The sequence below is a fragment of the Acinetobacter sp. NIOH-H-8 genome (assembly GCF_046635365.1).
Classification (GTDB): domain Bacteria; phylum Pseudomonadota; class Gammaproteobacteria; order Pseudomonadales; family Moraxellaceae; genus Acinetobacter.
The window spans coordinates 1-20,722 of sequence record NZ_JBHDVN010000013.1; the positions used below are offsets into that span (position 1 = coordinate 1).

The window sequence follows — 20,722 nt, forward strand, 5'->3', positions numbered from 1 at the left end:
TGAGTCATCGATTAACTTTTGTGGTTGAAGCGGCCCAGTTTCTTCAACACACCTTCTAAAAAATCAATTTCTAATGCCTGCTCACCGATTTTTGCATGTAGTTTTTTTAGATCGATGGGTGGTTCTGTTGGAGCTTTTGATTGATCGAAAGCTTGCGAGGAAGCTGAAATCAGTTGATTTTTCCAGTCAATAATTTGGTTTTGATGAACATCAAATTCAGCACTCAATTCAGCAAGTGTTTTTTCTGCTTTAATCGCAGCAAGTGCTACCTTAGCTTTAAAGTCATTTGAATGATTTCTTCTTGGTCTACGTGTCATAAAATACTCCATATATTGATGTTTATAACATCATTTGGGGAGCAAAATATCACTTATAAGTGTTGTTCAAATTTCCTGATCCACCTCTGTGGCTCAACCTGCGAAAAGAAACGAGTTGCTACGTAAGTCCGAGAACATGCTTTCCATGGTCTCTGAGCTCGCCTTTGGGACCGACATATCGGTAGAGAGTGACGCGCTCGATGCCGAGTTCCTTGCAGAGATCGGAAACTGAAGTATCGCGCTGGGCCATGGCGGCTTGCGCGAGACGCACCTGAGCTTTGGTGAGCGCGAATTTTCGTCCGCCCTTGCGACCGCGCGCTCTCGCGGAGGCGAGACCCGCCATGGTGCGCTCTCGGATCAGATCCCGCTCGAACTCGGCCAAGGTGGCGAAGATTCCGAACACCATGCGACCGGACGCAGTCGTGGTGTCGATCTGAGCGCCCTTTCCAGTCAGAACCCGCAGGCCGATCTTGCGGTCTGACAGCTCCTTCACCGTGTTGACCAGATGGGCAAGCGATCGTCCGAGGCGATCGAGCTTCCAGACCACCAGCACATCGCCGTCACGCAATGACTTGAGGCAGGCAGTCAAGCCAGGGCGATCATCACGACCGCCGGAAGCAAGATCATCATAGATATTGTCCCGTTCGACACCTGCGGCGCGCAAGGCGTCGTGCTGCAGGTCGAGAGACTGCGAGCCATCGGCTTTGGAGACGCGGGCATATCCGATCAGCATGTATCACAAACGTTGGTTTGAGGCGGCGCTTCGGCCACGATTGCATTGACCTCTGGAAATGTATCTCAACCAGCTTCATAAACAAAGCGTCTTGAACGCTATCAGATTTTGAAAAAGGAACATGTATGCCGCGTCGCGTCACTCTAACCGATCGGCAGAAAGACGCGCTGTTGCGCTTGCCGACTTCACAGACGGATTTGCTCAAGCACTATACGCTGAGTGATGAAGACCTTGGGCATATCAGGCTGCGTCGGCGCGCTCACAACAGGTTCGGCTTCGCCCTGCAATTGTGTGTCCTGCGCTATCCCGGCCGGGTGCTGGCTCCAGGCGAACTGATCCCTGCAGAGGTCATCGAATTTATCGGAGCGCAGCTTGGCCTGGGTGCCGACGATCTCGTAGACTATGCTGCCCGCGAGGAAACACGGCACGAGCATCTTGCCGAGTTACGGGGGCTCTACGGCTTCCGCACCTTCTCCGGACGTGGTGCGAGCGAGCTGAAGGAATGGTTGTTCCGAGAAGCCGAGATGGCGGTGTCGAACGAGGATATCGCCCGTCGCTTCGTAGCCGAGTGCCGACGCACCCGCACTGTCCTTCCCGCGACATCCACGATCGAGCGGCTTTGTGCCGCGGCTCTCGTCGATGCCGAGCGACGCATCGAGACGAGGATCGCCAGTCGGCTGCCTATGTCGATCCGAGAACAGTTGCTGGCATTGCTCGAGGAGACGGCTGATGATCGGGTGACCCGTTTTGTGTGGCTGCGCCAGTTCGAGCCTGGCTCGAACTCTTCGTCGGCCAACCGGCTGCTCGACCGGCTCGAATATCTGCAACGCATCGATCTCCCCGAGGATCTGCTTGCCGGCGTTCCTGCCCATCGGGTGACTCGTCTGCGCAGGCAGGGTGAACGGTATTATGCCGACGGCATGCGCGATCTCCCGGAGGACAGGCGGCTTGCGATCTTGGCTGTTTGCGTCTCGGAATGGCAGGCGATGTTGGCCGACGCAGTGGTCGAAACCCACGACCGGATCGTCGGCCGTCTCTACCGTGCTTCGGAGCGTATTTGCCATGCAAAGGTCGCAGACGAAGCGGGGGTGGTGCGTGACACCCTGAAATCCTTCGCCGAGATCGGGGGCGCCCTGGTCGATGCACAGGATGATGGCCAGCCGCTGGGCGATGTCATCGCGAGGGCACTGTTGCAAAGTTAGCGATGAGGCAGCCTTTTGTCTTATTCAAAGGCCTTACGTTTCAAAAACTCTGCTTACCAGGCGCATTTCGCCCAGGGGATCACCATAATAAAATGCTGAGGCCTGGCCTTTGCGTAGTGCACGCATCACCTCAATACCTTTGATGGTGGCGTAAGCCGTCTTCATGGATTTAAATCCCAGCGTGGCGCCGATTATCCGTTTCAGTTTGCCATGATCGCATTCAATCACGTTGTTCCGGTACTTAATCTGTCGGTGTTCAACGTCAGACGGGCACCGGCCTTCGCGTTTGAGCAGAGCAAGCGCGCGACCATAGGCGGGCGCTTTATCCGTGTTGATGAATCGCGGGATCTGCCACTTCTTCACGTTGTTGAGGATTTTACCCAGAAACCGGTATGCAGCTTTGCTGTTACGACGGGAGGAGAGATAAAAATCGACAGTGCGGCCCCGGCTGTCGACGGCCCGGTACAGATACGCCCAGCGGCCATTGACCTTCACGTAGGTTTCATCCATGTGCCACGGGCAAAGATCGGAAGGGTTACGCCAGTACCAGCGCAGCCGTTTTTCCATTTCAGGCGCATAACGCTGAACCCAGCGGTAAATCGTGGAGTGATCGACATTCACTCCGCGTTCAGCCAGCATCTCCTGCAGCTCACGGTAACTGATGCCGTATTTGCAGTACCAGCGTACGGCCCACAGAATGATGTCACGCTGAAAATGCCGGCCTTTGAATGGGTTCATGTGCAGCTCCATCAGCAAAAGGGGATGATAAGTTTATCACCACCGACTATTTGCAACAGTGCCATCGCGAGTGGGTCAGGGTGGGACGGCTTAAAAACCCTTGTTGCAATGGCAACCAGGCTGACCGCCACCATGGCCGACGATCCGCTCAATCATGTGCTCGACGGTTATCACCGCTTCCGCCGATACGCTCCACGCATGTTGCGCCTGCTCGATCTGCGAGCTGCGCCCGTTGCACTGCCGCTTCTGGAAGCGGTGACGGCCCTTCGTACCGGTTTGAACGATGCCGCGATGACCAGCTTCTTGCGGCCCAGCTCGAAATGGCATCGCCACCTTCGGGCCCAGAGGGCTGGCGACGCTCGCCTATGGGAGATCGCGGTGCTGTTCCATCTGCGCGATGCGTTCCGCTCCGGAGATGTCTGGCTTACTAGGTCCCGGCGCTATGGCGATCTGAAACACGCACTCGTTCCGGCACAAGCCATCGCGGAAGGCGGTCGTCTCGCTGTGCCATTGCGGCCGGAGGAATGGCTGGCAGACCGGCAAGCTCGCCTCGACATGCGGTTGCGCGAGCTTGGCCGTGCCGCTCGCGCAGGCACGATCCCGGGCGGGTCGATTGAAAACGGCGTTCTGCATATCGAGAAACTCGAAGCCGCCGCGCCGACAGGCGCCGAAGATCTGGTGCTCGATCTCTACAAGCAGATCCCGCCCACGCGCATCACCGATCTCCTGCTGGAGGTGGATGCGGCGACCGGCTTCACCGAAGCGTTCACCCATCTGCGCACAGGAGCACCCTGCGCTGACCGGATCGGGCTAATGAACGTTATCTTGGCGGAAGGGATCAACCTCGGCTTGCGCAAAATGGCGGATGCGACAAACACCCACACCTTCTGGGAATTGATCCGCATTGGACGGTGGCATGTCGAGGGCGAAGCCTATGACCGGGCGCTGGCCATGGTGGTCGAGGCACAGGCAGCGTTACCCATGGCCCGGTTCTGGGGCATGGGCACGTCGGCTTCGAGCGACGGACAGTTCTTCGTCGCTACAGAGCAAGGTGAGGCCATGAACCTGGTCAACGCGAAATATGGCAATACCCCGGGCCTGAAAGCCTATAGCCACGTCTCCGACCAATATGCGCCGTTCGCAACCCAGGTGATTCCTGCAACGGCAAGCGAAGCGCCTTACATCCTCGATGGCCTGCTGATGAACGATGCTGGACGCCATATCCGCGAGCAGTTCACCGACACGGGCGGCTTCACCGATCACGTCTTTGCCGCATGTGCCATTCTCGGCTACCGGTTCGCTCCGCGCATCCGCGACCTGCCATCCAAACGGCTCTACGCGTTCAATCCGTCGGCCGCCCCGGCGCACCTGCGAGCGTTGATCGGCGGAAAGGTCAACCAAGCCATGATCGAGCGCAATTGGCCCGACATCCTGCGCATCGCCGCCACCATTGCTGCCGGGACCGTCGCGCCAAGCCAGATTCTGCGGAAACTCGCCTCCTATCCGCGGCAGAACGAGCTCGCGACAGCCCTGCGGGAAGTCGGTCGCGTCGAGCGCACCCTGTTCATGATCGACTGGATTCTGGATGCCGAACTCCAACGGCGTGCCCAGATCGGGCTCAACAAAGGCGAAGCTCATCATGCGCTGAAGCGGGCAATCAGCTTCCACCGCCGCGGTGAAATCCGCGACCGTTCCGCCGAAGGCCAGCATTACCGCATCGCCGGCATGAATCTGCTCGCCGCCATCATCATCTTCTGGAACACCATGAAGCTCGGCGAGGTCGTTGCAAACCAGAAACGCGATGGAAAGCTGCTATCGCCCGATCTCTTGGCCCATGTTTCGCCGCTCGGATGGGAACACATCAATCTCACCGGAGAATATCGCTGGCCAAAGCCTTAGCGTAGGATTCCGCCCCCTCCCGCAAACGACCCCTATATCAATATGACAATCTAGTGGTCCTGAAGAAATCACAAAAGCCGGCGGTTTTAATTGAGATCGGCGTGATTGCCAATCCTGAAGAAGCAAATCGCTTATCTAATCAGAAAGTAATCTGGAAAATATCTGAAAATATTGCTCAGTCGATACAGCAATGTTTAAACCAATAAGGTGCATGCTGCAGTATTCAATATGCACCCCTCTAGAATTAGAATCTTATGCCGACCGTTTCACCATCATCATTGACCGCACCAGCATCATAAGTGTTATGCCATACACCATTAATCATGACCAAGTGTGGCGCCCAAAATGACACTTTTTGAATATTATGCAAAACATTATCTGGCGTATCGAAACTAGAAGCACCTATATAGCGGAAGAACATCAAGTTTTCGCCTAGTTCTTCAATATACATTTCAGGATCAAAGTCATCCAAAAACTCTTTATCTTCACGTATCACTTCGTTTAACTCAGTTTCAACGAGTTTGAGTAAAGCGGTAGGCGTAGGCAAACCATCATACGCCCATTCAGACTCTTTACCTTCAAGTTCCATCCCATCTTTAATATCAAATGCAGCGACATATCCAGTAAAGTAATTTTCAGCCTGCGAGAAGTTATTCGGCATGTCTTGATAGTATCCATCAAGTACGGTCTTAATCTTTGCCAAGGTTGCATCAATCGTACTTTGAATTGCACTTTCAGCACGTTCTTGAGCTGTACCTCTTTGCTTAGCTTGCCCCATGTGTATCCCCCTGATTATTCACATTTTGACTAGTATTTTATTTCTAAAGTCTATTGTTTCAGCACCTTTCAGCACTTTAAACCAATTCAGTATATACCAAAGGTTTGCTATTTATATTTCATATATACGATAAGTCTCAAATACTACAAATGGCTTGGTAGCTAAGTGATATAACATGTTTTTGTGCTTCAGGCTTTACAATGCTTTTCTCAGATTATCTAGACCAACATGCCGTTATTCTTGCGCTATGTTTGGCAATCTGCATATCTTCAGTTGTGGTTTATACAAAGTATAGAACTCTACGCGCCGTTTATCTTACTGGTGCATCCCTATTCACTTTAACCGCCACAATATTTCTATCGATCGGATTTTATCTAACTACATTGGATGTATCTGCTTCAGATAGAAAGGAGATCCAAAGCATTATTTCTAAAGTGAGCCAAGACAAAAATATCGCTTCAGCAATTGAACTCAATCAAAGAAATAACTATGAATTATTGGTTGCAGTATCTCAAAAGAAAAACCTTACTTACTCAGATCTAGGCAATATTCACTATGGCCAAGTACGTGACACAGTAAATTTGACGAAATATTCTCAATACAAAACTTTGGTGAATGCTGAGTACTAATTTTTATTGTTGTTTACGTTGTTCAAGAACACTGATTTACGCGCTACTCGTTGTTCTTCCTCATATCGTGAAGCGTTTTCCTGAATAGCGATCGTCAGCATCACATCATGATCCACGCAATATAGAGATATATTTCTTAGACATTGTTTCCATAAAAGTTCTGGATAGAGTTTTGTATAGGTCAGGAATGTTCTTTTCCCAAAACAACAATATTTCACCCTTCGTTTTGCATAATTTAAAATCATCGGTATTAGTGAGATCCTCTACCTGTTGAATCATCACTTCCCTTTCTTTTTCTTTGGCTTGTTTTTCTAAAACTTTTTGTTCCTTGATTTTGTCTTGTTCAGACCAAAAGTTCCTACTTTTCTCGCGTTTTTCACTGTCAGTAATGAACTTAACCAAGTGGAATAAATGTTCCATCCATTCATCCGTATGGGTTAAGCCAAGGATGCAGCCATTTAGATTAAAGCCAACATTAACCAGGCCTATATCTGATGATGTTTTATTTCTGATATTCAAAATGACATCTTCATCCAGTTCATTTTCTGCAATGAATTTGTCTATATAGGGTTGGTACTCTGGAGATAGAAAACCGTCAAAGGTATATCGAACAACTTCTACCAGTAAAAAATTTACCCCGAAAAGTTCAATGTGTTTTTCAATCTCTTCAACAGGGATTTCCAACTGCATTGTAGATACGAGGCTTTCTACGTGGACCAGTGGCTTACCAATTTGCTGTAACTTTTCATAAAGCTCATTTGCATTCATGGGTTGGCTCAATCCTTTTTTTATATTTTATTCAGCTGAGGTTCCTGTATTGAAAAATTCTTTTTTTACTTGCTCAAAAGTCTTAGCCATTACGGGCACCATCAAAAGTTAATTATTTTGATAGTTTACGATATATCTTTAGAAGTACAAGAAGCGAATAAATTATTAATCTTGGTTCGCTCTGGCGCGTGGGTGTGCATCTTTGTAGGATTCAATCAACGTCTCGTGATCGACAAGAATATATACTTGAGTAGATGTAAGCGACTTATGGCCTAACATTTCCTGAACAGAACGAATGTCTTTTGTTTTATTATACATATGCGATGCAAAGCTATGTCTTAACGCATGTGTACTACCGATATTACCTGAGCCGTGAGCTCTCAATAGCGCCGTCATACATGCACCTAAATGGTTTTTAGCAATGTGCTTACCAGATGGTGCAATAAACAAATATCCGCAGTCTTCTACTCCAGCTTTAGAGATCCACTTATTACGAATCAAAAGCCATGTAGAAAGTGCTTCTAATGCTTTCTTTCCTAAAAATACAATACGTTCCCTGTTCCCTTTACCCAATACTTTGAGTTGTAAAGTACTGAGGCTAATGTCACTCAATTTGATGGCGTGTAATTCAGAAATACGCAAACCGCCAGAATATGCAATTTCTGCAGCTGCTAGATCTCTTAATTTTTGGTTGTTGTATTTAGGATTTAATGGAGCCTTGTTATCAAGGATCTCATTCAATGTGTCCACGGCGATTGGTCGCGGTAAGGAATTATTTTTGTACTTCACCTGAATATCAGTAAAGAAGTTTTCTAGTATGTATTTTCTTCGCAAGCAATAGCTCAGAAAATTTTTGATGCCAGATAAGTTTTTATTCAGTGTTCGTGCGGAAACAGCATCCACATCTGCCCGGTGTAAGCGAAATAAAGAGATATATTCACGGTTGAGATCCAAGAGATGTTTGCCTTTAAAAAAAGGCATTTCCAACATCAAAAGTATGCACTTTTTGTATTCATTAATCGTCATGTCGGATTTGTTTTCAAGCTTCAGGCTATCAAGCCATTCTTGAATCAATTCTTCGTTCGTCATGCTATGCATGGATAGATTTTCCGACATATGAATACTTAAAGCTCTTGGATAGTTTTCTCTAGCTGAACCTGTTTGTCAGCCCCAATTAATTTTATGACAATTTGCACAATATCCATATATTCTTTTACTGAGATTTTGCCATCTGCTTTCGCAGCATCCACGGTCTTACGTAAAAATGGGTTGTCTGCATATTTTTGGAATAAAGGGAAAGCTTTAAGGTCATTCAATGCATCAGCATTAATTGAGTCATTTGAATGTTTAATGATGCAATTTTTCACCTGATTTTCAGGTGTTTTGATGTAGGTCACTTCGGGCATGAGTGGCTTAATTTTTGTCACTAATTCCACTTCATTAGAAGTTAAGCAACTATACACAATTTGCGATACTGGCTCTTTTGGACCACTAACACCCCACCCTTTCGTCACTAGAAAAAACGGTATTTTAGAATACGGATACTTAAACGTATCATCAACAAGCTTATTAAATTGATGTGCAGTTGATAGGTAGCGATCGGAAGAAAAAACATCGATATGTGACATATCATTCGGCACTTCTGAGCATCCCCCGACCATGATTACAGTGGCAATTGATAGGAGAGCTTTTTTCATAGGTTCAACCTTAATTTGATTCGTGGGAAAAGCAACTTATAACTTTTGCTTAGGCTACGGTTAATAATTGTACATAAGCAAAAAAAATAGCGGTCGAGATAGACCGCTTTATGCATTAAAAATTGAATTTTTCAGTGTTGTACGCATAGATCTTATTAATATCAATGCGTTTACCCTGCATGGTAGTGATTGCAGTTGGTTGGAATTTGATTGCAAGATCTTTAATGTCTACGTCCTTCCACTCAGGCATGGTAGACGGCAAATCAATAGTACGGCGCTCTTTGGCACGGTTAGATGGAATCCAGTGGTTTAACTTAATCATTGAATCACCCAACAATGTACCTGTTTTGCGATCGACAATGCGAATATTCCCTTCTACCGAACGAATTTTTAAACCTGAAAAGTTATCAATGCCATAGGTAAAGGTATTTTGGTTTTTGCCATAAAAACGCACGGTGAATTGGTCACGCATGTAATAGTCATAATGTGCTTTTAATGCTTGGAGCATCGTTTCACGGTCTACAACTTTTTCAACCAGGCCATTATCAGTACGGAATGACTGGAGCTTTTTAAGTACCGGCTCTACATTTAATTGTTCGTCAGATACGTTCGGATTGGTCAGCGGATTACGTTGAGGATAGAAAATATCGTTTAAGTACGCTGTATGTTGAAGCAATATATACATCGCACGTTGCTGAGTATTCATTTGCTGGTAAAGGTGAGCTGTCGCTTTATAACGCTGATTTGAATTGTTTTCAAAATAGCTATCAGACAGTTTGTATTCGCTAATCTCAGGTCTAAGACCACCAGCAACAACATTAAAGCTTTTAGATGGCGTTAAAAGTCCTACATACGCTTCCTTAAAGTTCGGTGTTGGGATAGTTTCATCCTCAAATGCGAAAGCTGTATGCGCTAATACAGTACCAAGGATACCCACCATCGCAGTTTTTAATAGTTTCATTCAGTATTCTCTATATAACTTTAAAAAGGGTTTTAAGTTTGAAACTATAATACTTTATTTTTGTGCATTTAAAAAACCACTATTTAAACTTAAAGTAAAAATAATAATATTCCTTAAACCTATTTAACGCCATTCGTTAAACTATCGCTTAATCTCATTAGTCTTTTAAAGGTCAGGTAGTTTTTTGGTAGTAGTTTAGAATTAAGCGTTAAATTTGAGCATTGATCTAAGTCAATTTGGGCATTTTGATCGATAGGAAAGAGTTGTCCTTGATATGCAAAACCAGTCAAATTTTTAGCGATCGACTCAATCAAAAATACACCGTATTTATCTTGTTCCGTGGCCACTGAATTTAAACCACCTAAGGATGTAATCAGGTTTTTAAAATATCCTGGTATTGCGTTCTTCGTGCGTAAGAATTCTATTTGATTTTCAAATGCTTCAGGTGTGAGACATAACATAAAAGCATTTTTCTTTTCTTCTGGCGTTTCAAATACCTTGCCATTGGTCCACGACAGGATATTCGGCTTGAATACATGCAGTACTTCAACCGATTTAAGAAGATCCGCTACATTTGTTTTATGTTGTTCATCTGCTTCAGGCACAAACTGATTTTTGGTATATACCGCAGTAGAAAACCATTCATAATCAATTAACTGATTATCGGCATCTAATGGTTCATACAGCAAATACACGGCGCTATCACGCTTAATGGCCAACAGTGGTGATACTGCATATTGTTCTGCAAACTGAGTGATTGCATCTAAGAGCTCACTTGATATGTTGAGTTTTTTGGCATTGAATTCATCGCAAATTAACAGTAATTCTTGAGTGAGTGTTGGTACCACGTTTAACGGTGAACCAGTCTTGTTCAGCATCTCGTTAATAGCATTCTCAATTGCCCCTTTTGTTAGGCTATTGATGAACTGCAGCTGCTCTAATGAGATCCCTTCATGATCCAAAGCCTGTATGACCAGATCAAAAGCATGACGAATTTTCTTCTCAAAATGGTTTGCGTACGATAATCCCCAAGCGTCAGAAAAAAATGAGACTGTTTGTTCTGTATAGCTGGTATTCATTAGGGTTTTGGCAAGTTGCGCGTTACCGATTAAGTCACTTTCATCTTCTAATTTTTTACGCAAGTACTTCTCAATACCTTGTTTGCGAACGGACTGGATCTTCTTCAGGTTTTGACTTGATAGCCAAGTCTTATATTGCGATACAGCATATTGAATGTTCATATCGGCATATGCAGTAATACGGCAAGGCATACCATCAAAGAACGTTGGTAGAAGCACTTGTAAGAGCTCTAAATCACAAAGAGAAGAATAGATAATGCCGTCAGCCACTTCAAGGTCTGTAATCTTCACTGAGAATGAGTGAATACCGACTCGAATCAGTATTAATTTATCGGCATTTAATAGCACCGCATCATAAGAACTTTCACTGGTGATATTGTTTGCTTTAACCCATTTTTCCCAATGGTTAACGATATGGCCAGAAAGCGCTTCACGAGTATCGAAAGGTTGATCTAGATCTGCAGTTGCACTTATGAACGTATCTAAGCTAAACGCATATCGTAAAGGCTTTAGCTCGATATATGTCTCAATCGCTGTTGTATGCTGCTGAATACCATTAGTAATGCTTTGGAGCTTCAGTGCATAGTTCAAAGCCTCAAGCTGGAGCACTTCATCATCACCGATCTGCTGAAACACCGATGTAGCATATGAAAAATTAGTTTGTTCGCCGTGAATATAACGTCTTTTTTGCCCAATCTGCAGATACAGATTTTTGGCATCAGATTGGACTAAATCTAGGTAATTTTGTGGCTGAAGATCCTGAGCAAGTTGCGTAAAAGGTATTTTAATTTTTGATACTTTAGGTGCTTTTTTGAAACCTTCAATTGATGTCGGGAATTCAATAACATCTAAAATAAAATCTAGGTTTAAAGTTTTAACATCAATGATCAAATGATTTTTATAAAAACGTCCAATCAGGTTATTAAAAAAACAAACTTGGGTTTTATGGTTTAGCATAAATATACCTTTATGAATCTTAAAGATCATCTTATAATACTAGTATAAGTTTTAATACTATTTATCATGTGGTATTTTTAAACAAAGATAAAACTTTTAGTGAGTTGTTTCATGACAGAATCAGTTGTACCAAATAATAGCGCTTCAGAGAACGCACAAATACCAGGTACGATCGGAACATCAGCCGTTGCAGAACACAAGGGCGATAGTTTTAACGGCACAAGCATCATCACGATTGGTCGAGTTGACTTAAGTAGTGCTATTGAGCCTCTATTTGTACCAGTATCAACATTGTGGTCCATCACACCGGGTAATTATCCTTTAAGCGCAGAAAATATTAAAAACTGCACGGCAGTACGATTTGAGGGTGAAGAACTACTTACCCAAAACTTCGCATTAGGCTCAATTGTGGTTTATAAAATCAATGGTGTTTTAGGGAACCATGTAATTGTAGTCAGTGAGGATCGTGACGGCGGTAACGATAACCGTGCGATTTACTGCAATAGCTTCAATACAACATGTAATATCTTGTCTCAGTACGGTATTGCCTTCGCTGAGCTATATCGCCGTAAAGTATTAGAGCTTGATCAAGTCCTCTATACCAACCTCAATAGATCTCTTTTACAATCTCACTATGCAGAAAATGAAACTGACGTTATTGATTTAGAGTGGAATACAAAGCACCACCCTACTCTATACGTTCATGCGTCAAACTTAGTTGCATCTGAAGAGCACGGTTTTGTGAAATATGATGGTCGTATGGCTGGTATTGGTACCTTTTCTACAAAATGTCTAACTGCAGACCGTAACGGCAACTTAATTAAACCAGAGCTGGCCTTCCTTAATAACATTATTGAAATTAATGTTACTGAAAAAGATGCGTTAGAGTTCTTGAATTGCTCTATTACGAATAACCACTACTTTTCGCGTATGGTTGATCAACTCAAAAGTACTGGTCGTAAAGAATATGACTTCATCACGAACAACATTGATTTCTTCGCCGTACATGTGAAGCTTAACCTTGAAGAAGATCGTCCTAAAATTACGCGAATGGTTTTAGCACCAGATTTACCAATTCTGGAAAACTATTTGTATAAGCAATACGATCCAACCTACCTTGGTGAAGCCGTTGACGACTTAATTCAGTAATACAGATCTAAGAAAGCTAAAAGCCTACAATGTAGGCTTTTTTAATGCAAAAAGAAAAAGGTTTAATAATTACGGAATCCCAACCTGAATAACATCTATCTAGATGATATTTTTAGCGACCAAAGAACAAACCAAATAAGTAAAAAATCCCTCCAACTTTCATACCATTTGCAATATGAAAAGCAAAAGCTAAACAGATGATGACCGTTCCATAGAAAAATAGGTACGGTGCTAAAACACCTTTGAATTTCTTTTCCATTTGATCATGTAATGTGTATTTGATCGGAGCGGAACTTTGATCACGACTATTATCACTTGGAGTATCACGATCATCTGACTGAATAAGATTACGCACTCTAGGAGCAACACCCTGATCCCAAGAATATTCTTTAAGTTTTAACTTGTTTACTAGGTATAAAATATCATCACTAGCAAGACTAATCCCCTTGGTATGGAGCCTAGACAAAGTATCCACTGAATTAGCAATATCGGTAACATAAAACCACTTTCTTACCGAATGAGACAAATCCATTTGCGTACTAGATAACTCATTCAGGATGATGCAACCACTAATAAAACCTAAGTTTTGGTCGGTAAACAATTCAGCACTTTTGAACCACTCTAAAACAGCAAATCTGTTCTTCCGAATCTGAACAAATGGATTAATCTGAGAACCACCCTGAACCTCAAGCTCACCATTAATCAGCCATTCCCCATTTTCCGACCCAACTAGATTGCCGGAATAGTTTTTTAGGTCAATAACAACGATTGCTTCCTTGGTGAAAGCAATAACATCAATTTCCTGACCTGACCACATTGTGTTATAGAACAAATAAATCCAATCTTCACTATTACCCCAATGAAGCTTCAATTGGGTTAATAAGTCATCAAACATTTTTTGTTCATTTTTCAGGTGGCTAATATCACCATAATACGCATGAATAGTCATTATTAATCCTCATCCGTATAAAACAAAACTTCACCGCATTTAGCACAAGAGTTGCGAATTTTGTAAGTATTGTTTTTTAAGGCATATCTGCGAATTGATGTACTTTCGCAAAAACAACATTTCACGATATTTGTAGTCACAACACATTGAGGGTATTCAGTCTTATACCATTCAAGTGTTTGCGTGTTACGAACAAAGCGCTGTCTCTGCCACCCAATTTGCCCAATTGTTCCGTGGTAATGGAAATACAATCCTGCTAGAGAGAAAGCACCACCCCAAACCAAAAAGAACAAACCAGAATTACCACCCATCAACACGTAGTTATAAATTAACGCTGTGAAACCCACCGTCATAAAAAGACCAGTGAATATACTTGAAAAAATCACCTTTTCATTCCACCTAAAGTTAAAAAATACTGCTTTCAATTAATTTCTAATAACAAATCCGAAATAATCACATCAACCCAATGCTTCTAATTTTCGAGCAATATATTGGTTGATTAAAAGTCAAGTTCCGAAATTTATGGTTTGAGCAATTTCATGATCCAACTATTGCTGATGCTGTAATGGACCCCCAAAATAATGAATAAAGCACCCATAGAAGCTGTATTGACGCCAAATAGCGCTGCAACATACATCACCAGCTTAATAAAAACACCCTATACCATGAGGAAACATAAAAAGGCGAATACATATAGGAACAGGTAAAAAATAACTTTAAAAAATAATATAGTTTGTTCCTAAATATTCCTTACCTGTTTAGTGATTAAGGCGCTTTAAAATTCAATTGGATTTTATAAGTGTTCAAGACATCTGCTATAACAGTACCTTCAGGGATCTCAATCTTATCCCCTACTTTGTATGTGTTCACAAATTGCCAAAACACCGCTTTTTCTTGTGGATCTAAACGAGAAAGGATGTATAGATAAGCAGATTCAAGCTGTTGTTGGCTTGCATAGTTATCTACTGATACTACTGGCGTAGTTGCAAAGTTATAGTTCAATTCATCAAGTAGAGCTTCATATACAGTCGTACTTGCATACTTGCTGTATTTACCCTTGTTTTCAGGAACCGTATAGCCGTGGTTGTAATTGATCATACGAGCAACGTAACTGGCCAATAGTTCCGAGTTTTTAGGGTTTTGCTGTAAATAGTCTTCTAGCTTGGATTTATCAGCTTCGTGCGCCGTTAAAACCACTTCCCCGTTATTAATAACATTCAAGTTAAGTTTAATGCTCTTAATTTTACGAGGCGGTTGTTCAAATTCCGCACCGTTAAAGCGATGTTTAACGTTGATATAGTATTGTTCAATTGCATTAGCTTTAACTAAGGGAATTGGTGAAGATGATACAATTGGAGTTTGAGTGACTTTAACGGTTGTGTTGTTGGCATAGATGTGTGCTGATAGCGAGATTGTACCAATCAGTAAAGCTAAAGTACGGTTATTAAATACCATTTTAAACTTTTCCAGTGAAATAGTCGGTGTTATTTGTGAGAACCAGTTTTACTTTTAAAACTGGTTCTAAGCTGTCTTTACAAGATTATACTATTTTTAACATTGCATCACTAATAGTCCTTAAACATTTTTAGTTAATTCGTATCAATCACCGTTAAAACTATCTAATATGTTTAAGAAGTTTAAGCACCCTTTAAAATTTGTTATGTATTAGGTTTATGGAAACGATTTTAAATTCCTTATTGTTAAAATTCTTAATTTATTCATTATTGTTTTATATAGTGTTTAAGTTCATTTTTGCTTTATGTGGCGTATTTCGCAAACCTAAAACTAAAGCCAAAAAGAATTCACCAAAAGGCTATCGTAAGCCTCAAAAGAATCAGGAGCTTGTATCTAAAAAAGTCCTTACAAAAGACGAGATTATAATGCTTGATGCACTAGAACAGGTCATTCCATCACGCAACATTTTGGTGCAAGTAAGCATGAGTGCTTTTATGACCACGCAAAACATAAGTATCCGAAATCAGTTTTCTAGGCTTTACGTGGATTATTTGATCGTTGATGAAGACTACAATCCTATATTATCTATTGAGCTTGATGGGCATTATCATAAATATACCCAGGATAAAGATAAAAGGCGTGACGAGCTTTTGAAGAGTGCTGGCATTCCTGTCATTAGGTTTAAGGAAATTCCCGACATAAAAGTTATAAGAAAAACCATTTCAAGGTATATTTAGGTATAAATACGATTAACTCTAATTGATTTTAATAATGTAATTGTGTAAAAATGGTTTTGTCGTAAGAGATATTTTGAATTAATTTTCAAATATATTTCTAAAGGTTTAATCATGAACAACTTAACTCGCAATACTGGAACTAATGACATGTTAAATGTATCAAAACCAGAAAATGTTGCTCAAATGTCACCTGTTGAACTTCAGACTTATATTGAAGAACTTCAACAACAACTAGTCGTTAAAGAAAACCAAGCTTTTCACGATGCTGTTAGTGCCATTAATGCAATCATTTCAGAAAAAATTACTGCCGATGGTGTTGTGGACATCCATACACTTAGCGAATATCTAAAAAACAACCACATTGAAACCACAAAAGTTGAGCCTGTAAGACGTCAAAAACGTAAGCTTACGCATGAATGGGTTCACCGTGAGAACAACAGCTTACGTTGGGCTGGTCGCGGTCAAGTAATCAAATGGTTACGTGAAGAAATGACTGAAAAGGGTTTTGATCCTACAGATAAAGAAGCAGTACGTAGTTATTGCGAACAAAATCTAGACCTTAAAGAGATTTAATCTTTAAAACTAGTGAAACCACCGTAAAAGGTGGTTTTTTTTTGCCACTATATAGTGTCCTTAAGCGATACCCTAGTCTATTAGCTTTCAGCCCATAACAAGAAAATTTGCAATTGGTATATACTTAAACCGTTTTTATAAAGGTCACGTTATACAACGGACTAGTTTTAGTTAAATTTTGGTATATACATTATAAGTATATGTGACTATACCTTTGCTTATGTTTCGCTGGAGGCGATTAAATGTCATTCAAAACTCTATTATTAACTGGCTTATTATCTGTAGGTTTGGTTTTAGTTGGTTGTAGTAAAAAAGAAGAATCAACATCTCAATCAAAACCTATTCAACCAGATGAACAAATTGACAAAGTAGATCCATCTGCAGACTTACAAGCAGCGCGTGAAACTTATGTCGATAATGAAAAACCTTCAAAAGTTGAGGGCCACGATTTTGATGCACATCAAAAAACTGCAGAACAAAATCCACCAAAAGAGGACGAGCAAAATGATATGTCTTCTATGCTGAACGCTGCAGCTGCAGATGCTCAAAAACAAGCAGATCAAAACAAATAACAGCACATAAGCTTGGTACATCTTTAAAGGGGATTCGTTATCCCCTTTTTTAATGCGCCTTTAAAATACTTTTTAAATTCCCTTATTAAAACTTAACTAAAACAGTGATTCATTTTAACTAAAAAAACTTTATACCCCACGACTTAGTTATAATTAACCAATTAAAACGTAATTAGATAAATGCGTTAAGGAGTATTAAAAATGGCATATGAATATAACTCGCAAGATAAGCGGTTTGAATTCCCTAATCCCTACCGAATAGAAAACATTTTTAAAGTGATCGGTGCCATCGTTTTTATGCTGGCTGGCCTAAGCTTAATTTTCAGTGCAAAAGGTCTATTCAGTAACGGTGTATTTGTTGCACTACCACCGCTTATAGTTGGTCTAGCAATGTTCAGTTATGGCGCTCTACTGCTGACCACAGGCTTATCAAACCTAAAGTTCTACTTTGGTCGTGATCAACCAGCCGGACTTGCACAGGAGTTATCCATTCAAGAAACTGGTGCTTATCCTGGTGCAACCGATATTAAAGAGATCCTACGCCAAAGCGCTTTGATTTATGAAGAACCAAAAGGCTCAGTGAACGGGATTCTATATTCACTGTTCCCTAATCTTATTTTTTCGCCATTATTCATCCGTAACGCTGCAGAAGCTCAATTTCAAAATGCGATTGTTTTTCTGATTACCTTAGTGAGTGCTCTAATCGCGTATGTGGGCGCATCACCCAATACAGGTGCTTGGCTTGGGATTGTTTACAACGCCATTATTTTGATTGTTTTATTGCGTCCTATGGCTAATCCGAACTCAGGTGCACAAGAAATTGGTTTATCTAAAGTCATTGGTTTGGTTTTAGTCGCCATTCTTGGACCTGTATTGGTTCCTATCCTTACCCAACATGCAGTTGCACCTATTTGGTTGCCAAGCATGGATAAAGCAATTTTTACGTTAATTGCAGCGCTGATTGCGATTGCGATATTCTTCTTGGCCGTGATTGCTCAAATGGTAAAACAGCCACCACAAGCCAGTGCTGGAGTCGTTCAGGATAGTTTGAGTATGAATTGCCAACCAATGCAATTGTTTGATGAACTTGAACGCCATCTACAAAAGAATTGGGAAAGTGCTATTCCTAACAGAATCTATTCACGCCAGTTGCCAGTTATCAACTCTCGCAGTAAAAACGGTGCTTTTGAGGGTGAGATCTTAGAAGAAACTCAACCAGTGCCAATCAATACCCTTCGTGATATGACATTGAGCTCATGCTTCAAAGAAGAAAAGTATCGCTGGTTAGCCATCCTCAATAGTTTTGGATTGTTAAGTTTTATTGCTTCAGTCGTATTAATGACTATTTTTGCCAAAGGTCTATATAACGGAAGCTATCTGGATTTTAGCGACTTCACTTATGGTTTCTTTGGTGTATCGATGTGGATCTTAGGGAAGTTTTGTTTTGAGCACGGTAATTACCTATGGAGCCGTTTTGACTTTGTATCAAAACTAATATGGGTTGAGGCTAAAGGTAGCTATCAATTGTCTCAAATGAACTTTGGCCGTTACCTTGACGACAGCGTGAAATCACAAAAAGAAGTCATCAATGTTGAAACCATGACGTTACGTGTCTGGTACGCTGAAATTAGCACAACGACCTTCGGTAAATATCAAAACCGTGCGATCTTGAGCATGACTGCTTGTACTGATGATGCTGTTGTACTGAAAGAGCATTTAGCCGACTTTGCCAAAAGCCAAAGCATTGTGGTTGCCCCAACGTCTGAAGTAGATATTAACCGCATGTCATCTATGAACCAGATGAATAGCGCAATCAATAAAAGCTCACCAAGAACACATGGTACACATCTTGGATTGATGAATAACCCTGAAACACACAGTCAGGATCTATCAGATCAAGTACCCGTGATCATCAAACCGAAAAAGAATATGTTTTGTGTGAAATGTGGTGAACCACTTCAGGACAATATGCTGTTTTGCCCTCAGTGTGGTACCAAAATAGAAAGTTAATCGTTAAAGAAAATAAAGGAATGGATTACGAATGTGGTCCATTTTTTTTTGACATCAAAAAAATAATTAGAGCTCTAAAATTAAGAGTTTAATTGAGCGTTGACATATTCTTCGACAGAAAATCCCTTTACGCCAGTTTCTATAAGTGCATGCACAAAGTCTGAGAACGTCACTGGAATGTACCCTACTTTGAATAGTGCCTCATTCAACTCTTTGTACTTCAGAAAAACTTCTTCTTTATGTTTTTTCTTCAGCTTAAACGTGGACGGCAAATCTGCCACTTGCAGATCTTGAATTTTGGTTGGGTTGTTCATAGCGTACCCGGTTGCTTAAAAGTTGCGAAATTAAACTATTGTAATGTGAAAATTAAAAAATGCAGAATAAATCTGCATTTTATTGTTTCATTTTTTTAAGATCTATTTGATAAACAGATGCTTAAATTAGTATTCTCAACCAAAAGCCAATTAATAGCGGATTAACCAAAATCAATCCGTTTCTTATTAGTATGTTTAATGTGTTGCTACTGGCGTACCAAATGCATCAGGATGTTGTGGTTGTTCACCACCACTTTGTTGAGCTTGACTAGGTTGACCAGGTTGACCAGCTGGAGCAGTTGTCTTACGTGCAGCTAAGTCCTTCATGATGTCTTGACAAGACATGCCCCCTGTTTCGTATAAGTTGTACGCAACAGGATCTTTTTTAGGATCTGGCGGTACACACTCCAATTCAGGTTCACTAGCAGTTGCAGAATCGGCATTCATTTTGTCCAGTTCGGTAGAAATCAATGTCAGATCGATGTCACTTGGCGTAATTGGACGACTGCTGATCTGCAAGCGATAAGTCATAGACGGCGTTAGCAGCGCATATAGTTCGCGGATCTGATTGGCCATAAGCGCAGGATTTTTCATTACGATTTTTTGGCATAAGAAAAGGTGCACGTTGTTCGGGCTACAAACACTTCCTTTACGCTGACTTGATTGTGGGTTTTGGGCATCCACTTTCAAGGGGTAGACTTCAATGTAAACTTCATACGGCGTATCTGGCTGAAATTGGAAGTTCTGCAAACTAGAAACGACAGTTGAATACGGTTCTGACGTATCTTGTGCATGACAGAATACTTGTGGTGCGTTACAGTCAAACTTACGACTAATACGGTCGATAATTTCATTGCGCTGAGCAGCCAATTTCATACTTTCTTCTTTTACTCGTCTTGCAACTTCACTCTGCAGTCGAGCTTCAAGTTCAACATCGCTTTGTTGTGGACGTTCAACTTCGATGTTTTGATTGCCAAAAATAACCACAGCAACTAACAAAAAGAAAAGAACACCACCGCCAATCAAGATTAGCTTTTTATGCTTAGCAACAAAGTTTTCATCAATGTTTACTTTTTTGCCCTTCTTTGCTGTCTTGGCTGGCTGTTCAGGCTCACTTACATGTTCATCATCGGGTTGGATTTTGATCGCTTCTTCAGCTTCCTTCCCGATGTTGTCCATATCATCTGGTTCGTGATTACTCATTT

Annotated in this window: 19 protein-coding genes and 4 pseudogenes; 9 read left to right on the forward strand and 14 right to left on the reverse strand. The window is 41.9% G+C overall.

The window, feature by feature from the left end; genetic code table 11:
- Nucleotides 1-329: pseudogene (locus ACEWB7_RS07285) on the reverse strand (transposase); the annotation flags it as partial.
- 106 nt (nt 330-435) lie between these two features.
- Nucleotides 436-1,050, reverse strand: coding sequence for a recombinase family protein (locus ACEWB7_RS07290; RefSeq protein WP_000904906.1), 615 nt, complete (start codon nt 1,048-1,050; stop codon nt 436-438).
- Nucleotides 1,051-1,175: 125 nt separating this feature from the next.
- On the opposite strand from ACEWB7_RS07290, the pseudogene ACEWB7_RS07295 reads away from it, so the two are divergent.
- Nucleotides 1,176-2,231: pseudogene (locus ACEWB7_RS07295) on the forward strand (DUF4158 domain-containing protein); the annotation flags it as partial.
- A 54-nt stretch (nt 2,232-2,285) separates the two neighbouring features.
- On the opposite strand, the gene ACEWB7_RS07300 reads toward ACEWB7_RS07295, so the two are convergent.
- Complete coding sequence (locus tag ACEWB7_RS07300; RefSeq protein ID WP_001067856.1) at nt 2,286-2,990, reverse strand: IS6-like element IS26 family transposase; 705 nt, start codon at nt 2,988-2,990, stop codon at nt 2,286-2,288.
- 60 nt (nt 2,991-3,050) lie between these two features.
- On the opposite strand from ACEWB7_RS07300, the pseudogene ACEWB7_RS07305 reads away from it, so the two are divergent.
- Nucleotides 3,051-4,889, forward strand: a pseudogene (locus ACEWB7_RS07305) (Tn3 family transposase); the annotation flags it as partial.
- Between the two features lie 47 nt (nt 4,890-4,936).
- Nucleotides 4,937-5,095: pseudogene (locus ACEWB7_RS07310) on the forward strand (N-acetylmuramoyl-L-alanine amidase); the annotation flags it as partial.
- Between the two features lie 38 nt (nt 5,096-5,133).
- Here ACEWB7_RS07310 and ACEWB7_RS07315 read toward each other — a convergent pair.
- Nucleotides 5,134-5,667 (reverse strand): hypothetical protein, encoded by a 534-nt coding sequence (locus tag ACEWB7_RS07315; RefSeq protein WP_024160905.1) that lies wholly within the window; start codon nt 5,665-5,667, stop codon nt 5,134-5,136.
- Between the two features lie 200 nt (nt 5,668-5,867).
- Between ACEWB7_RS07315 and ACEWB7_RS07320 the strand changes: the two genes are divergently transcribed.
- A complete protein-coding gene (locus ACEWB7_RS07320) occupies nt 5,868-6,296 on the forward strand; it encodes a hypothetical protein (protein ID WP_031946103.1) in 429 nt (142 codons plus the stop codon).
- 105 nt (nt 6,297-6,401) lie between these two features.
- Here ACEWB7_RS07320 and ACEWB7_RS07325 read toward each other — a convergent pair whose 3' ends face one another.
- The 5 genes from ACEWB7_RS07325 to ACEWB7_RS07345 all read right to left on the reverse strand — a co-directional run bounded on the left by ACEWB7_RS07325 (nt 6,402) and on the right by ACEWB7_RS07345 (nt 11,758).
- Nucleotides 6,402-7,064, reverse strand: coding sequence for a hypothetical protein (locus ACEWB7_RS07325; RefSeq protein ID WP_228140112.1), 663 nt, complete (start codon nt 7,062-7,064; stop codon nt 6,402-6,404).
- A gap of 165 nt (nt 7,065-7,229) precedes the next feature.
- Nucleotides 7,230-8,153, reverse strand: a complete 924-nt coding sequence (locus ACEWB7_RS07330; RefSeq protein WP_228136321.1) for a tyrosine-type recombinase/integrase — start codon at nt 8,151-8,153, stop codon at nt 7,230-7,232.
- 35 nt (nt 8,154-8,188) lie between these two features.
- The gene (locus ACEWB7_RS07335; RefSeq protein WP_024160901.1) at nt 8,189-8,761 is read right to left on the reverse strand and encodes a hypothetical protein; all 573 of its coding nucleotides are present in this window, start codon (nt 8,759-8,761) and stop codon (nt 8,189-8,191) included.
- A 115-nt stretch (nt 8,762-8,876) separates the two neighbouring features.
- Nucleotides 8,877-9,722, reverse strand: coding sequence for a hypothetical protein (locus ACEWB7_RS07340; RefSeq protein WP_042893442.1), 846 nt, complete (start codon nt 9,720-9,722; stop codon nt 8,877-8,879).
- A 119-nt stretch (nt 9,723-9,841) separates the two neighbouring features.
- The gene (locus ACEWB7_RS07345; RefSeq protein ID WP_228136320.1) at nt 9,842-11,758 is read right to left on the reverse strand and encodes a hypothetical protein; all 1,917 of its coding nucleotides are present in this window, start codon (nt 11,756-11,758) and stop codon (nt 9,842-9,844) included.
- Nucleotides 11,759-11,869: 111 nt separating this feature from the next.
- Here ACEWB7_RS07345 and ACEWB7_RS07350 point away from each other — a divergent pair, with 111 nt between their 5' ends.
- Complete coding sequence (locus ACEWB7_RS07350; RefSeq protein ID WP_042893444.1) at nt 11,870-12,907, forward strand: hypothetical protein; 1,038 nt, start codon at nt 11,870-11,872, stop codon at nt 12,905-12,907.
- A 112-nt stretch (nt 12,908-13,019) separates the two neighbouring features.
- On the opposite strand, the gene ACEWB7_RS07355 is transcribed toward ACEWB7_RS07350, so the two are convergent.
- The 3 genes from ACEWB7_RS07355 to ACEWB7_RS07365 form a co-directional block, all read right to left on the reverse strand.
- Nucleotides 13,020-13,856, reverse strand: coding sequence for a nuclease-related domain-containing protein (locus tag ACEWB7_RS07355; RefSeq protein WP_042892488.1), 837 nt, complete (start codon nt 13,854-13,856; stop codon nt 13,020-13,022).
- Nucleotides 13,857-13,858: 2 nt separating this feature from the next.
- A complete protein-coding gene (locus ACEWB7_RS07360; RefSeq protein ID WP_228199468.1) occupies nt 13,859-14,281 on the reverse strand; it encodes a hypothetical protein in 423 nt (140 codons plus the stop codon).
- A 340-nt stretch (nt 14,282-14,621) separates the two neighbouring features.
- Nucleotides 14,622-15,311: a hypothetical protein gene (locus tag ACEWB7_RS07365; RefSeq protein ID WP_099143613.1), complete on the reverse strand. Its 690-nt coding sequence runs from the start codon at nt 15,309-15,311 to the stop codon at nt 14,622-14,624.
- A 218-nt stretch (nt 15,312-15,529) separates the two neighbouring features.
- On the opposite strand from ACEWB7_RS07365, the gene ACEWB7_RS07370 reads away from it, so the two are divergent.
- The 4 genes from ACEWB7_RS07370 (at nt 15,530) to ACEWB7_RS07385 (ending at nt 19,203) form a co-directional block, all read left to right on the forward strand.
- Nucleotides 15,530-16,048: a DUF2726 domain-containing protein gene (locus ACEWB7_RS07370; RefSeq protein WP_042892478.1), complete on the forward strand. Its 519-nt coding sequence runs from the start codon at nt 15,530-15,532 to the stop codon at nt 16,046-16,048.
- A 111-nt stretch (nt 16,049-16,159) separates the two neighbouring features.
- Nucleotides 16,160-16,621, forward strand: coding sequence for an H-NS family nucleoid-associated regulatory protein (locus tag ACEWB7_RS07375; RefSeq protein WP_042892477.1), 462 nt, complete (start codon nt 16,160-16,162; stop codon nt 16,619-16,621).
- Nucleotides 16,622-16,863: 242 nt separating this feature from the next.
- Entirely contained in the window at nt 16,864-17,193 is a 330-nt protein-coding gene (locus tag ACEWB7_RS07380) for a hypothetical protein (RefSeq protein ID WP_024160894.1), read from the forward strand.
- A gap of 201 nt (nt 17,194-17,394) precedes the next feature.
- Entirely contained in the window at nt 17,395-19,203 is a 1,809-nt protein-coding gene (locus tag ACEWB7_RS07385; protein WP_005006206.1) for a zinc ribbon domain-containing protein, read from the forward strand.
- Between the two features lie 80 nt (nt 19,204-19,283).
- Here ACEWB7_RS07385 and ACEWB7_RS07390 read toward each other — a convergent pair whose 3' ends face one another.
- Nucleotides 19,284-19,517 (reverse strand): hypothetical protein, encoded by a 234-nt coding sequence (locus tag ACEWB7_RS07390; protein WP_005028471.1) that lies wholly within the window; start codon nt 19,515-19,517, stop codon nt 19,284-19,286.
- A 195-nt stretch (nt 19,518-19,712) separates the two neighbouring features.
- Nucleotides 19,713-20,720 (reverse strand): hypothetical protein, encoded by a 1,008-nt coding sequence (locus ACEWB7_RS07395; protein ID WP_411580555.1) that lies wholly within the window; start codon nt 20,718-20,720, stop codon nt 19,713-19,715.
- Nucleotides 20,721-20,722: the final 2 nt, after the last annotated feature.

What these genes read in the sequence shown, in the direction of transcription:
- ACEWB7_RS07290 (WP_000904906.1), bottom strand. Translation starts at nt 1,050, where the DNA reads ATGCTGATCGGATATGCCCGCGTCTCCAAAGCCGATGGCTCGCAGTCT.
- ACEWB7_RS07300 (WP_001067856.1), bottom strand. Translation starts at nt 2,990, where the DNA reads ATGAACCCATTCAAAGGCCGGCATTTTCAGCGTGACATCATTCTGTGG.
- ACEWB7_RS07315 (WP_024160905.1), bottom strand. Translation starts at nt 5,667, where the DNA reads ATGGGGCAAGCTAAGCAAAGAGGTACAGCTCAAGAACGTGCTGAAAGT.
- ACEWB7_RS07320 (WP_031946103.1), top strand. Translation starts at nt 5,868, where the DNA reads ATGCTTTTCTCAGATTATCTAGACCAACATGCCGTTATTCTTGCGCTA.
- ACEWB7_RS07325 (WP_228140112.1), bottom strand. Translation starts at nt 7,064, where the DNA reads ATGAATGCAAATGAGCTTTATGAAAAGTTACAGCAAATTGGTAAGCCA.
- ACEWB7_RS07330 (WP_228136321.1), bottom strand. Translation starts at nt 8,153, where the DNA reads ATGACGAACGAAGAATTGATTCAAGAATGGCTTGATAGCCTGAAGCTT.
- ACEWB7_RS07335 (WP_024160901.1), bottom strand. Translation starts at nt 8,761, where the DNA reads ATGAAAAAAGCTCTCCTATCAATTGCCACTGTAATCATGGTCGGGGGA.
- ACEWB7_RS07340 (WP_042893442.1), bottom strand. Translation starts at nt 9,722, where the DNA reads ATGAAACTATTAAAAACTGCGATGGTGGGTATCCTTGGTACTGTATTA.
- ACEWB7_RS07345 (WP_228136320.1), bottom strand. Translation starts at nt 11,758, where the DNA reads ATGCTAAACCATAAAACCCAAGTTTGTTTTTTTAATAACCTGATTGGA.
- ACEWB7_RS07350 (WP_042893444.1), top strand. Translation starts at nt 11,870, where the DNA reads ATGACAGAATCAGTTGTACCAAATAATAGCGCTTCAGAGAACGCACAA.
- ACEWB7_RS07355 (WP_042892488.1), bottom strand. Translation starts at nt 13,856, where the DNA reads ATGACTATTCATGCGTATTATGGTGATATTAGCCACCTGAAAAATGAA.
- ACEWB7_RS07365 (WP_099143613.1), bottom strand. Translation starts at nt 15,311, where the DNA reads ATGGTATTTAATAACCGTACTTTAGCTTTACTGATTGGTACAATCTCG.
- ACEWB7_RS07370 (WP_042892478.1), top strand. Translation starts at nt 15,530, where the DNA reads ATGGAAACGATTTTAAATTCCTTATTGTTAAAATTCTTAATTTATTCA.
- ACEWB7_RS07375 (WP_042892477.1), top strand. Translation starts at nt 16,160, where the DNA reads ATGAACAACTTAACTCGCAATACTGGAACTAATGACATGTTAAATGTA.
- ACEWB7_RS07380 (WP_024160894.1), top strand. Translation starts at nt 16,864, where the DNA reads ATGTCATTCAAAACTCTATTATTAACTGGCTTATTATCTGTAGGTTTG.
- ACEWB7_RS07385 (WP_005006206.1), top strand. Translation starts at nt 17,395, where the DNA reads ATGGCATATGAATATAACTCGCAAGATAAGCGGTTTGAATTCCCTAAT.
- ACEWB7_RS07390 (WP_005028471.1), bottom strand. Translation starts at nt 19,517, where the DNA reads ATGAACAACCCAACCAAAATTCAAGATCTGCAAGTGGCAGATTTGCCG.
- ACEWB7_RS07395 (WP_411580555.1), bottom strand. Translation starts at nt 20,720, where the DNA reads ATGAGTAATCACGAACCAGATGATATGGACAACATCGGGAAGGAAGCT.